At 71.4% G+C, this 12,446-nt stretch carries 16 protein-coding genes; 13 read left to right on the top strand and 3 right to left on the bottom strand.

Going from position 1 to position 12,446, the window contains the following annotated elements; translation table 11 throughout:
* Window positions 1–29: 29 nt before the first annotated feature.
* A complete protein-coding gene (locus tag ADK36_RS13485) occupies window positions 30–1,121 on the bottom strand; it encodes an enolase C-terminal domain-like protein (protein WP_048579430.1) in 1,092 nt (363 codons plus the stop codon).
* 19 nt (window positions 1,122–1,140) lie between these two features.
* The gene (locus ADK36_RS13480; protein ID WP_048579429.1) at window positions 1,141–2,097 is read right to left on the bottom strand and encodes an LLM class F420-dependent oxidoreductase; all 957 of its coding nucleotides are present in this window, start codon (window positions 2,095–2,097) and stop codon (window positions 1,141–1,143) included.
* A 210-nt stretch (window positions 2,098–2,307) separates the two neighbouring features.
* Between ADK36_RS13480 and ADK36_RS13475 the strand changes: the two genes are divergently transcribed.
* From ADK36_RS13475 to ADK36_RS13415, 13 genes are all read left to right on the top strand, one after another.
* Entirely contained in the window at window positions 2,308–4,089 is a 1,782-nt protein-coding gene (locus ADK36_RS13475; RefSeq protein WP_078916018.1) for an NAD(P)/FAD-dependent oxidoreductase, read from the top strand.
* Window positions 4,076–5,923 carry a transketolase gene (locus ADK36_RS13470; protein ID WP_048579428.1) on the top strand — a complete coding sequence of 616 codons (1,848 nt, stop codon included), beginning with the start codon at window positions 4,076–4,078 and terminating at the stop codon, window positions 5,921–5,923. Before ADK36_RS13475 ends, ADK36_RS13470 begins: the two co-directional genes overlap by 14 nt.
* A complete protein-coding gene (gene ligD / locus ADK36_RS13465) occupies window positions 5,920–6,849 on the top strand; it encodes a non-homologous end-joining DNA ligase (protein WP_048579427.1) in 930 nt (309 codons plus the stop codon). The genes ADK36_RS13470 and ligD overlap by 4 nt, the downstream gene beginning before the upstream one ends.
* A gap of 60 nt (window positions 6,850–6,909) precedes the next feature.
* Complete coding sequence (locus ADK36_RS13460) at window positions 6,910–7,242, top strand: gas vesicle protein (RefSeq protein ID WP_078916017.1); 333 nt, start codon at window positions 6,910–6,912, stop codon at window positions 7,240–7,242.
* Window positions 7,243–7,354: 112 nt separating this feature from the next.
* Window positions 7,355–7,789: a gas vesicle structural protein GvpA gene (locus ADK36_RS13455; protein WP_048579425.1), complete on the top strand. Its 435-nt coding sequence runs from the start codon at window positions 7,355–7,357 to the stop codon at window positions 7,787–7,789.
* The gene (locus ADK36_RS13450; protein WP_048579424.1) at window positions 7,786–8,574 is read left to right on the top strand and encodes a GvpL/GvpF family gas vesicle protein; all 789 of its coding nucleotides are present in this window, start codon (window positions 7,786–7,788) and stop codon (window positions 8,572–8,574) included. The genes ADK36_RS13455 and ADK36_RS13450 overlap by 4 nt, the downstream gene beginning before the upstream one ends.
* 1 nt (window position 8,575) lies before the next feature.
* Window positions 8,576–8,821, top strand: coding sequence for a gas vesicle protein GvpG (locus tag ADK36_RS13445; protein WP_048579423.1), 246 nt, complete (start codon window positions 8,576–8,578; stop codon window positions 8,819–8,821).
* 12 nt (window positions 8,822–8,833) lie between these two features.
* Window positions 8,834–9,433 (top strand): hypothetical protein, encoded by a 600-nt coding sequence (locus ADK36_RS13440; protein ID WP_048579422.1) that lies wholly within the window; start codon window positions 8,834–8,836, stop codon window positions 9,431–9,433.
* A complete protein-coding gene (locus ADK36_RS13435) occupies window positions 9,430–10,551 on the top strand; it encodes an SRPBCC family protein (RefSeq protein ID WP_053197600.1) in 1,122 nt (373 codons plus the stop codon). The genes ADK36_RS13440 and ADK36_RS13435 overlap by 4 nt, the downstream gene beginning before the upstream one ends.
* Window positions 10,548–10,874 (top strand): gas vesicle protein, encoded by a 327-nt coding sequence (locus ADK36_RS13430; RefSeq protein WP_030048003.1) that lies wholly within the window; start codon window positions 10,548–10,550, stop codon window positions 10,872–10,874. The genes ADK36_RS13435 and ADK36_RS13430 overlap by 4 nt, the downstream gene beginning before the upstream one ends.
* Window positions 10,871–11,680 (top strand): GvpL/GvpF family gas vesicle protein, encoded by an 810-nt coding sequence (locus tag ADK36_RS13425; RefSeq protein ID WP_048579420.1) that lies wholly within the window; start codon window positions 10,871–10,873, stop codon window positions 11,678–11,680. The genes ADK36_RS13430 and ADK36_RS13425 overlap by 4 nt, the downstream gene beginning before the upstream one ends.
* Complete coding sequence (locus ADK36_RS13420) at window positions 11,677–11,865, top strand: gas vesicle protein (protein ID WP_030048001.1); 189 nt, start codon at window positions 11,677–11,679, stop codon at window positions 11,863–11,865. The genes ADK36_RS13425 and ADK36_RS13420 overlap by 4 nt, the downstream gene beginning before the upstream one ends.
* Entirely contained in the window at window positions 11,862–12,149 is a 288-nt protein-coding gene (locus ADK36_RS13415; protein WP_048579419.1) for a gas vesicle protein K, read from the top strand. Before ADK36_RS13420 ends, ADK36_RS13415 begins: the two co-directional genes overlap by 4 nt.
* Window positions 12,150–12,248: 99 nt before the next feature.
* Here the strand turns inward: ADK36_RS13415 and ADK36_RS13410 are convergent, their stop codons facing one another.
* Window positions 12,249–12,419 (bottom strand): hypothetical protein, encoded by a 171-nt coding sequence (locus ADK36_RS13410; RefSeq protein ID WP_030047999.1) that lies wholly within the window; start codon window positions 12,417–12,419, stop codon window positions 12,249–12,251.
* Between the last annotated feature and the right edge of the window lie 27 nt (window positions 12,420–12,446).

The raw sequence follows: 12,446 nt of genomic DNA, 5'->3' as shown, positions 1-12,446 counted from the left end.
CCGGTGCTGCCGCGACGCGATGGGCCGTGTCAGCCGACCCGGAACTCCTGCACCTCCTCCGCCCTCAGCGTCAGCCCGTGGCCGAGGCCCTGGGTCGGGGTGATCGTGCCGCCCCTGGGATCCAGGGCGCCGTCGAAGAACATGTCCTCCACGCGGACGTGGTCGTGGAACCACTCGATGTGCCGCAGGTTGGGCAGGGCGGCCGCCGCCGCGGCGTGGGCGTGCGGTGCGCAGTGGGCCGAGACCTCCAGGCCGTGGGCCTGGGCCAGGGCTGCGGCGCGCAGGAACTCGGTCAGGCCGCCGCAGCGGGTCGCGTCGATCTGGAGGCAGTCGACCGCGCCCGCGGCGATCATGCGGGCGAAGTACGGGAGGTCGTAGCCGTATTCGCCGGCCGTGACGTCGCACGGCAGGGTGTCGCGGATCAGCCGCAGCCCGGTCAGGTCGTCCGAGGACACCGGCTCCTCGAACCAGCCGACGCCGTGCTCGGCGAGGGCGTGACCGACGCGGATCGCCTGCTTGCGGGTGTAGGCGCCGTTGGCGTCCACGTACAACTCCGCCTCGACGCCGATCACCTGGCGGGCCGCCCGGACCCGGGCCACGTCGCGCAGGGCCGCGCGGCCCCAGTCCTCGCCGATCTTTATCTTCACGCGCGGGATGTGCTGGCCGTGCACCCAGCCGTTCAACTGCGCGGCCAGATGCGTGTCGTGGTACGTCGTGAAGCCTCCGCTGCCGTAGACGGGGACGCGTTCGCGGCAGCTGCCCAGCAGCCGGGCCAGGGGCAGTTCGAGGAGTCGGGCCTTGAGGTCCCACAGGGCGATGTCCAGCGCCGAGAGCGCGCACGCGGCGATGCCCGGGCGGCCCGCGTTGCGGATCGCCCTGGTCATCGCGTCGTGCGCGGCGGGGATGTCCAGGGCGCCTCGTCCCTCGACGAGGGGCGCGAGGTGGTCGCGCAGGAAGTCGCCGACCGCCGCCGGGCCGTAGGTCCAGCCGGTGCCGGTCGCGTCGCCCGCCGTCACCTCGGCGATCACCACGGTCGTGGAGTTCCAGGCCAGGGTGCCGTCCGCCTCGGGGGCGTCGGTGGGCACCGTGTAGACGGAGACGACGGGGAGATGGAGTTTCATCGCGTGGGCCCGCCCCTCGTCACGGCTGAAGCTGAGGCAGCACCTTGGTGCGGTAGAAGTCGAAGAACCCGCGCTGATCGGGGCCGATCTGGCTGACGTAGACCCGGTCGAAGCCCGCGTCGGCGAAGGCGTTCAGCTCGGCCACGTGCTCGTCGACGTCGTCGCCGCACACCGTGTTCTCGCTCACCATCTGCTCGGTGACCAGCGGTTCCAGCTGCTCGAAGTGGCGCGGCGAGGGCAGGATCTGGGCCATCTCGCCGGGCAGCAGCTGGTTGGACCACAGCCGCCGCACCGTGCGTACGGCGTCGTCGCGGTCGGTGCCGTAGCAGACCTTCGTGCCGCCCATCACCGGCTTGGCGTGCCCGCCGCCCTTGCGGAACTGGGTGACCAGCTCCTCGTCCGGCATCATCGTGATGAAGCCGTCGCCGACGCGGGCCGCCAGGGCCGTCGCCGCCGGGCCGAAGCCGGAGATGTCGATCTGGACCGGTTCGTCGGGGACCGTGTAGAGGCGGGCGTTCTCCACCCGGTAATGGCTGCCGTAGTGGCTGATCTCCTCGCCGGTGAACAGCCGGCGCATGATCAGGATCGCCTCCTCCAGCATCTCGAGACGGACGCTCGCGGGCGGCCACACATGACCCAGGACGTGCTCGTTGAGGGCTTCGCCCGAGCCGACGCCGAGCCGGAAGCGGCCGTTCGTCATGACCGCGGAGGTCGCCGCGGCCTGCGCCACCACCGCCGGATGGATCCGCACGGTCGGGCAGGTCACGGCCGTCTCGACCGGCAGCGACACCGCCTCCGAGATCGCGCCGATCACCGACCACACGAAGGGGCTCTCGCCCTGCGCGTCGTTCCACGGGTGGTAGTGGTCCGAGATCCACAGCGACTGGAATCCGGCCTGCTCCGCCATCCTCGCCTGCTCGACGAGTTCGGCGGGACGGAACTCCTCGCACGCCAGGAAATAGCCGTACTCGGGCATGGGGGGCACCTCCGGAACTGCCGCGTCGGGTCGGCGGCGGGGACGGGTCGCCGTCCGGGTACCCGGCGGCCAGGCGGGAAACCGACCCGGAACCGGGACGTACGGGTCGGCGCTCCGGAAGCCGGCGCCGGCCGGGGGGCGACGTTTGGGGGCCTTGACCAGGGGGACGCGGAAGGCTCCCGAGGTACGCGACAGCCCCGGAGGCAAACCGTGAGTCGACCCCGCATCGTGATCGTCGGCGCCGGATTCGCCGGGTACCGGGCGGCCCGCACCCTGTCCCGGCTCACCCGGAACAAGGCCGACATCACCCTGCTGAACCCGACCGACTACTTCCTGTATCTGCCCCTGCTGCCCCAGGTCGCCGCCGGCATCCTGGAACCACGCCGGGTGACCGTCTCGCTCTCCGGCACCCTGCCTCATGTACGGCTCGTGCTGGGCGAGGCCGACTCCATCGACCTCGACGGGCACACCGTCCACTACACCGGACCCGAGGGCGACGGCGGAAGCCTGCGCTTCGACCGGCTGATCCTCGCCGCGGGCAGCGTCAACAAGCTGCTGCCCATCCCCGGCGTCGCCGAGCACGCGCACGGCTTCCGCGGCCTGCCCGAGGCGCTGTACCTGCGCGACCACGTGACCCGGCAGGTGGAGCTGGCGGCCGCCGACGACCCCAAGAGCTGCGCCGCGCGGTGCACTTTCGTCGTCGTAGGTGCCGGATACACCGGTACGGAGGTCGCCGCGCAGGGCCAGCTCTTCACCGACGCCCAGGTGCGCAAACACCCTCTGCGGGCCGGTATGCGGCCGCGCTGGCTGCTGCTCGACATCGCCGACCGCGTCCTGCCCGAGCTGGACCCGAGGCTCTCCCGCACCGCCGACCGGGTGCTGCGGCAGCGGGGCGTGGACGTACGGATGGGCACCTCCGTGAAGGAGGCCACACACGGTGGGGTGTTGCTGACCGACGGCGAGTTCGTCGACACCCGCACCCTGGTGTGGTGCGTCGGAGTACGGCCCGACCCGCTCGCCGAGTCCCTGGGCCTGCCCCTTGAGCGGGGCCGCCTCCTCGTCGACCCCCACCTCCAGGTGCCGGGCCGGCCCGAGGTGTTCGCAGCGGGGGACGGAGCCGCCGTGCCCGACCTGGAGAAGCCCGGAGAGTACACGCCGATGACGGCCCAGCATGCCTGGCGGCAGGGCAAGACCGTGGCCCACAACGTCGCCGCGTCCCTGGGCCTCGGTGAGCGGCGCGCCTACCGCCACCGCGACATGGGCTTCGTCGTGGACCTCGGCGGCGTCAAGGCGGCCGCCAACCCGCTCGGCGTCCACCTGTCCGGCGTGGCGGCGGGCGCCGTCACCCGCGGCTACCACCTCGCCGCGATGCCCGGCAACCGCGTACGCGTCGCCGCCGACTGGCTCCTGGACGCCGTACTGCCGCGCCAGGCCGTGCAGTTGGGGCTGGTTCGCTCGTGGTCGGTGCCGCTGGACACCGCCTCCCCGGAGCTGGCGCGCACGCCGGGGCGGCCGGAGAAGGCGCCCTCGGCGGGACCGAATCCCGGGGAGTCCGGATCGTCCGGACGCGAGCCCGAGTCCGCGAAGGGGCGGCAGCCGAGCAGCGCGCCGGCGAAGAACCGGCCCGGCGGTGAGCCCGCGAAGAACCAACCTGGCGGTGAACCCGCCAAGAACCAGCCCGGCGGCGCGCCGGCCAAGGACCAGCCAGCCGGTGAACCCGCCACGCGTCCGGGGCCCGGCCCCGCAACCGGGTCCGAGCCGCCCGACCCCGTCCAGGACCCCGACGCCGGCAAGCACCCCGAGCCGCCCGGCCCGGTGACGCGACCCGATCTGCGCGCGGGCCGTGGGCCGGACCCCGGTACCTCCGCGGACGACGAAGCACCGCCCGGCTCGCCGGCCGTGCACAAGCCGCACCCGGACGCCCCCATAGCCCCCGAACCCCGCTCCCGCCAGCCTTCCGAAGGAGACCAGGACACCCATGAACACCGCTGAACTCGTCGAACTGGCCCAGCAGTTGCGCGTGGACAGTGTGCGTGCCTCCGACGCCGCGGGGTCGGGGCATCCGACGTCGTCGATGTCCGCCGCGGATCTGATGGCCGTACTCCTCGCGGAGCACCTCCGCTACGACATCGACCGCCCCGCCCACCCCGGCAACGACCGCTTCGTCCTCTCCAAGGGGCACGCCTCACCCCTCCTCTACGCCGCCTACAAGGCCGCGGACGCCATCGAGGACGGCGAACTGGTCACCTTCCGCAAGCTCGGCAGCCGGCTCGAAGGGCATCCGACGCCGCGGCGGCTGCCGTGGGTGGAGACCGCGACCGGTTCGCTCGGGCAGGGCCTGCCGATCGGCGTCGGCATCGCGCTGGCCGGGAAGCGGCTGGACCGGACCGGGTACCGGGTGTGGGTGCTGTGCGGGGACAGCGAGCTCGCCGAGGGATCCGTGTGGGAGGCCGCCGAGCACGCGGCGTACGAGCATCTGGACAACCTCACCGCGATCGTCGACGTGAACCGGCTCGGCCAGCGCGGCCCGACCCGGCACGGGCACGACCTCGACGCCTACGCCCGCCGCTTCCAGGCCTTCGGCTGGCACACCGTCGAGGTCGACGGGCACGACGTGGACGCCATCGACCGTGCCTACGGGGAGGCCCGGTCCACCGTCGGGCAGCCCACCGTGATCCTCGCCCGCACCCTCAAGGGCAAGGGCGTCGGCGCCGTCGAGGACCGCGAGGGACTGCACGGCAAGCCGCTGCCGGACGCCGACGAGGCCATCGCCGAACTCGGCGGACCGCGTGACCTGCGCGTCCGGGTCCACGAGCCGCCCGCCACCCGCATGCTGCACGCCGTGCCCGCCGGACACCTCGAACTGCCCCGCTGGGAGAAGGGGGAGGAGGTCGCCACCCGCAACGCCTACGGCGAGGCGCTCGCCGCGCTCGGCACCGGACGCGGCGACATCGTCGCCCTCGACGGCGAGGTGAGCGACTCCACCCGCGCCGAGTTCTTCGCCAAGGCACACCCCGACCGGTTCTTCGAGTGCTACATCGCCGAACAGCAGCTGGTCGCCGCGGCCGTGGGGCTCGCGACGCGCGGCTGGGTGCCGTACGCCTCCACCTTCGCGGCCTTCCTCACCCGCGCCCACGACTTCGTGCGCATGGCGTCGGTCAGCGGTGTCGGCATCAACCTCGTCGGCTCGCACGCGGGCGTCGCCATCGGACAGGACGGGCCGAGCCAGATGGGCCTGGAGGACCTGGCGATGATGCGGGCCGTGCACGGCTCGACCGTGCTCTACCCGTGTGACGCCAACCAGACCGCGCAGCTCGTCGCCGCCATGGCGGGTCTCGACGGCGTCCGCTATCTGCGCACCTCGCGCGGCGCCGCCCCGGTGATCTACGGCCCCGACGAGGAGTTCCCCGTCGGCGGCTGCAAGGTGCTGCGCTCCAGCGACCGCGACCGGCTGACCGTCGTCGCGGCCGGCGTCACCGTGCACGAGGCACTCGCCGCCGCCGACGCGCTGGACCGCGACGGCATCCAGGTCAGGGTCGTCGACCTCTACTCGGTCAAGCCCGTCGACCGGGCCACCCTGCGCCGGGCCGCCGAGGAGACCGGCTGCCTGCTCACCGTGGAGGACCACCACGAGGAGGGCGGCCTCGGCGACGCCGTCCTCGACGCCTTCCTCGACGGGCGCCCGGTGCCGCGCCTGGTGCGCCTCGCCGTCCGCAGGATGCCCGGTTCGGCCTCGCCGGACGAGCAGCTGCACGCCGCGGGCATCGACGCCGCGTCCATCGCCGCCGCGGGGAAACTGCTGGTGGAGGAGGCGGTCGTACGGTGACCGGCGGCGACGGCACGAAACAGGTGCGGGCGGGCCGCCGTACCGTCGAGGTCAAGCGCGTCGACAAGGTGCTCTTTCCCGGTGACGGGGGCGCCAAGGAGTACACCAAGGGCGACCTCGTCGACTACTACCGGTCCGTCGCCGAGTTCATGCTGCCGCATCTGCGCGGCCGTCCGCTGATGCTGGAACGGCACCCCGACGGCGTCGACGGACCGCAGTTCATGCAGAAGAACACCCCGGAGCACTACCCGGACTGGATCACCCGGGTCGAGGTGGCCAAGGAGGACGGCACCGTCCGCCACACGGTCTGCGACGACGTCGCGACCCTCGTCTACCTCGCCGACCAGGCGTGTCTCACCCTGCACCGCTGGCTGTCGCGCACGGATCGCATCGACTTCCCCGACCGGATGGTCTTCGACCTCGATCCGGCCGAGGACGACTTCGCGCAGGTGCGGGAGGCGGCCGGGCTGCTCGGCGAACTGCTCGACGCGTTGAAGCTGCCGTCGGCGCTCATGACGACCGGGTCACGTGGCCTGCATGTCGTCGTACCGCTGAAGGGGGAGCAGGACTTCGACCAGGTACGCGAGTTCGCCCGGGACGTCGCCGACACCCTCGTCGAGGCCCACCCGGACCGGCTCACCACCGCCGCCCGCAAGAAGGACCGCGGTGACCGTCTCTACCTGGACGTGCAGCGCAACGCCTACGCCCAGACGGCGGTCGCGCCCTTCACCGTGCGCCCCCGGCCCGGCGCCCCCGTGGCCACGCCCCTCACCTGGGCCGAGCTGGACGACCCGGACCTCGACGCCCGCCGCTGGACCATCGCGGATGCCGTGGACCAGGCCCGCACCAACCCCTGGGCGGGGGTGATGAGCCGTCCCCGCGCCCTCGGGCCCGCCCGGCGCAGGCTCGACGCACTGCGTGGCTGACACAAGCGAACTCATGGGTTTGGCCAAGGCCTTCCGGGCCACTCGCCGTGGGAGGCGCCCATGACTGATTCACAGAACTCACGCAAATCATCCAGACAACGACAGGGCGGGGCGGACGACATGCCGAGCCCGATGGAGGTCCTGCGCCAGGCGCGGGCCCAGCTCGCCGAGCTCACCGGCAAGGCGGCGGAGACCGTGTCCTCGTTCGAACAGACCGAGGACGGCTGGGTGCTGGAGATCGAGGTCCTGGAGCTGGCCCGTGTCCCCGACACGATGAGCCTGATGGCGAGCTACCAGGTGGATCTCGACCCCCAGGGGCAGCTCACCGGCTACCGCCGGGTCCGCCGCTACGAACGCGGACGGTCCGACGCACACAGGTCCGGCGGCCGTTAGGGGACGTTCACCGCACCCCCGAGCCGCCCACCCACGCCCGTCACGCCATCCCCAGACACCGTCCCCAACAAGATCCCCAAACAAGATCCCCAGACAAGGAGGAACGGCCGGCATGACCGTTGTCCCGGCACAGCAGACCGGAGGCGGAGGCGGCAGCAGCGGCCTCTACGACGTCCTGGAGCTCGTCCTCGACAGGGGGCTGGTCATCGACGCGTTCGTACGGGTCTCCCTCGTCGGCATCGAGATCCTGAAGATCGACGTACGGGTCGTCGTCGCCAGCGTCGACACCTATCTCCGCTTCGCCGAAGCGTGCAACCGGCTCGACCTGGAGGCCGGCCCGCGCAAGAACCCGGGTCTGCCCGACCTCGTCGGCGAGATGACCGAGTCCGGCGCGCGCGGCAAGTCCAAGGGGGCGTTGTCCGGCGCCGCCGAGACCATCTCCGACGCCTTCAAGCAGGCGCGGGACGAACGGGACGAAGGCGAGGCCCAGCCGAAGCCGCGCGCCCGCAAGGCCACCGCGTCGCGCCGGAAGGAGGAGCAGGAGTGAGCACGTACGTGTACGGCATCACCGCGAGCTCGCACCCCTCACTTCCGAGCGCCGTGGGCGGCGTCGGCGACCCGCCGAGCCCGATCCGGGTACTGAAGGAAGGTGGCCTGGCCGCCCTGGTCAGTGACGCCCCCGAAGGGCTGCGCCCCAAGCGCAGGGAACTGCTCGCCCACTCGAACGTGCTCGCCGAGGTGGGTGCGGGCGGCTGCGTGCTGCCCATGCGGTTCGGGAGCCTCGCCCCCGACGACGACACGGTCACCGGAGTCCTCGCCGAGCGCGCCGAGCACTACAAGGAACGCCTCGCGGCCCTGGACGGCAAGGTCGAGTACAACATCAAGGCCAGCCACGCCGAAGAGGCCGTGCTGCACCGCGTGCTGTCCGAGAACCCGGAGATCCGGGCCATCACGGAGGCCAACCGGCAGGCCGGCGGCGGTACGTACGAGGAACGGCTCCGGCTCGGCGAGATGGTGGTCGCCGCGGTCAAGGCCCAGGAGGCCGAGGACGCGACCGACGTCCAGCACACCCTGGAGCCCGCCGCGGACGCCGTCAGCGTGGGTCCCGACTCCAGCGGCTGGCTCGCCAACGTGTCGTTCCTGGTGGACCGCGAGGGGGTCGAGACCTTCCTCACCGCGGTGGAACAGCTCCGCAAGGGCCACCCCCACCTCGACCTGCGCGTCAACGGCCCGCTGCCCCCGTACAGCTTCGTCGATCCGGGCCCCGCCGAGCCCGCGGGGACCATGACCGGCGTGGCGAGCCCGGAGACCGCGGAGAGTGTGGAGGAGTGACGTGGGACTGGTCGGAGAGGTGGTGCTGCTGCCGTTCGCTCCGGTGCGCGGCAGCGCATGGGTGATCAGACAGGTCTTGCAGGAGGCGGAACGCCTCTACTACGACCCGGCGACCGTGCGCGCCGAACTCGCCGCGCTGGAAGAGCAGTTGACCAGGGGCGAGATCGACGAGGAGGAGTTCGACCGTCGGGAGGACGAGCTCCTCGACCGGCTGGAGATCGCCCTTGCGCGCGGCACGGGCAAGTGATGGGACGGCACGATGAACCGAGTGGGACTGGGCCTCGCGGTAGGGGCCGGATACGTCCTCGGACGTACGAAGAAGATGAAGCTGGCCTTCGCCGTCGGCACGTTGGTGGCCGGCAAGCGGATGCAACTGAGCCCGCGGGCGCTCGCGGACCTGGTGTCCCAGCAACTGCAGAACAACCCGCAGTTCAAGGAGATCGGGGACCAGCTGCGCGAGGACCTGCGCGGCGTGGGCAAGGCGGCGTCGGGCGCCATGGTGGAGCGGCAGCTCGACGCCTTCGCCGACCGGCTGCACGGGCGTACCGCACAGGTGCGTGACCAGCTGGCCGGGGTGGCGTCCGGGGCGGAGGATCTCGGTCCGGAGGACGACGCTGAGGAGCCCGGGGACGAGGAGGAGCCGCGTCGTAAGGCGGCCAAGAAGGCTCCGGCGAAGAAGGCGCCCGCCAAGAAGACCGCGGCGAAGAAGGCGGCGGCGAAGAAGACGGCGCCGGCCAAGAAGGCGACGGCGGCGAAGAAGACGGCGAACGGGAAGCCCGCCGCCAAGAAGACGGCCGCGGCGCGCGGAACCGCCCGCGGCGCACGGTCCCGGCTGCCGAAGGGCGGTGACGAGCGATGACCGAGACACTCGGATCCGCGAAGTCGGCGACCTCCGCGGCCCGCGGGGCCACGGGACCGCTCAGCGGCCTGGCCCAGAGCGAGGCCGCCGACCGGCTCAAGGCCGAACTGCGCGAGTACCTCGCCGCCCAGGCCACGCGACTGCTGACCGGCGCCGGCCGGAAACTCGGTGAAGCCACGGTCAAGCTGACCGACATCGCCGAGGGCCGCAGCCCCGGCTTCGCCCAGCTCGCCCTGGACGGCGGCCGCAAGCTCGCCGAGGGCAAGGGACCACTGCGCAGCGCGCTGGAACTCGGCGCCTCACGCGCCAAGGACGGCGTGACCGACGCGCTGAAGAATCTCGGCGGCGGCAAGGGCAAGGGCGGGGCGGGCAAGAAGCCCACCGTCATCATCGAGTACGTCGATGTCGGCGTCGCGCTGCGCACCGCGTACGACCAGTGGACCCAGTACCAGGACTTCAGCACCTTCGCGAAGGGCGTCAAGAGCGCGAACCGCGCCGACGACACGACGTCCGACTGGCAGCTCAAGGTCTTCTGGTCCAACCGCAGCTGGAAGGCGCACACCACCGAGCAGACGCCCGACGACCGCATCGCCTGGACGTCGGAGGGCGCCAAGGGCACCACGAAGGGCGTCGTCTCCTTCCACCGGCTCGCCGACAACCTCACCCGTGTCCTGCTGGTCGTCGAGTACTACCCGAAGGGCCTCTTCGAGAAGACCGGCAACATCTGGCGCGCCCAGGGCCGCCGCGCCCGGCTCGACCTCAAGAACTACGTCCGCTACGTCACCCTCAAGGGAGAGGCGGAGGACGGCTGGCGCGGCGAGATCCGCGACGGCGAGGTCGTCCGCAGCCATGAGGACGCGGTCGCGGAGGAGGACGAGGAGGCGTACGAAGGAGAAGAGGAGGAAGACGGGGAAGCCGCGTACGCCGAGGAGGACGACGAGGACGACGAGGAGAACGGGGAGGACGAGAACGGGGAGTACACGGCCGAGGACGTGGAGGAACCGGAGGACGAGTACGAGACCGAGGACGAGGACGAGTACGAGGAGGAGCCCGAGGAGGAGCCTGAGAGCGAGGCCGAGGACGAGGCCGAGTACGCCGGTGGCGGGAGCCGCCGATGACGACTCCCGGGCGGCTGCCCCAGCCCTACGGCCACGACAGCAGCGCCAACCTCGCCGACATCCTGGAGAGGGTGCTCGACAAGGGCGTGGTCATCGCGGGCGACATCCGGATCAACCTGCTCGACATCGAACTCCTCACCATCAAGCTGAGGCTCATCGTCGCCTCCGTCGACAAGGCGAAGGAGATGGGCATCGACTGGTGGGAGGACGACCCGGCGCTGTCGACGCGCGCCCGCCGGGACGAACTGGCCCGGGAGAACGCCGAGTTGCGCGAGCGCCTGGCTCAGCTGGAGCCCGCCAGGCAACAGGAGGAGGCCCCATGACCGGACTGCGCTACGTCTACGCCGTCTGTCGCCCCTTTCGCTCCGCCCTCCAGTCCCAGCTGACCGGGGTCGCCGGGTCGCCGCCCAAGCAGCTGACGCACCACGGCCTGATCGCCGTCGTCAGTACGGTGCCCGAGGCGGACTTCGCCGAGGAGCCGCTGCGCGCCCATCTGGAGGACCTGGACTGGCTCACCGCCACGGCCCGGGCCCACCAGCAGGTCATCGACGCGCTCACCGTCGTCACCACTCCGCTGCCGCTGCGGCTCGCCACCGTCTTCCGGGACGACAGCGGCGTACGGACCATGATGGAGGCCCGCGAGGAGGACTTCCGGCGCGTCCTCGACCGGCTGGAGGGCCGGGTCGAGTGGGGCGTGAAGGTGTATGCCGAACCGGAGACCTCAGAGGGCGCGGAGACCTCGGAGGCCAAGGAGGCTGCGGAGGCCAAGGAGGCCAAGGAGCCCGTGTCGGGGCGCGACTATCTGCGTCGGCGCCGTATGCAGACCCGGGCCCGAGAGGACGTATGGCAGAAGGCCGCCGCATTCGCCGGCCGACTCCACGAAACGCTTTCCGCCTTCGCCGAGGATTCCCGGCTGCACGCCCCGCAGAACGCCGCCCTTTCCGGTGCGTCCGGGCAGAACATGCTCAACGCCGCTTATCTCGTGCCGCGTGCCGATTCCGAGGAATTCGTGGAACTGGTGGACCGGGAGAAGGACGACGCCCCCGGAATCCGGGTCGAACTCACCGGGCCCTGGGCGGCCTATTCCTTCACCGACGAGTTCGCGGAGGAGCCGGAGGTGGAGCCGTGACCGCCGTCGAACGCCGTGAGATCGCCCTCGTGGACCTGCTCGACCGGCTGCTCTCCGGGGGCGTCGTGGTCACGGGGGACATCACTTTGCGGATCGCGGACGTCGACCTCGTCCGGATCGACCTGAACGCGCTGATCAGCTCGGTCAACGAGCAGGTCCCGTCGCCCTGGGGGGAATTGGCGTGACGTCCCACCACCGCAACCGGCTGGACCTCGACCCCGACACCGTGGAACGCGACCTCGTGAAGCTCGTCCTGACGGTCGTGGAGCTGCTGCGCCAGCTCATGGAGCGCCAGGCGCTGCGCCGCTTCGACACGGGCGACCTGAGCGAGGAGCAGGAGGAGCGCATCGGGCTCACGCTGATGCTGCTGGACGACCGTATGGCCGAGCTGCGGGACCGCTACGGACTGCGGCCCGAGGACCTGAACCTGGACCTCGGTCCACTGGGGCCGTTGCTTCCCAGGGAGTGAGGAATCGGCTTCACAAGACGTGAGAAATCGGCAGTGAAATCAATTCACTGCCGATTTCTCATGTTTCGTCAGCGGCGACTTTTCATCGTTGACCTGGATCTACCATCGGTACCAGCGACCCCTGCCTCCTGCCGCGGTGGTGCCGCGCATCACGAAACCCAGGAGCCACAGTACGAGAACCACGACCGCGATCCACCACAGCGCCTTCAGCGCGAATCCGGCGCCGAAGAGAATCAGCGCCAGCAGCAGCACGAGCAGAATAGGAACCATAGTTTTTTGACCTCCTGCTCACCGGGT

The sequence above is a fragment of the Streptomyces viridochromogenes genome (genome assembly GCF_001270495.1).
Taxonomy (GTDB): Bacteria; Actinomycetota; Actinomycetes; order Streptomycetales; family Streptomycetaceae; genus Streptomyces; species Streptomyces viridochromogenes_A.
This window is presented reverse-complemented; position numbering and strand designations above follow the sequence as displayed.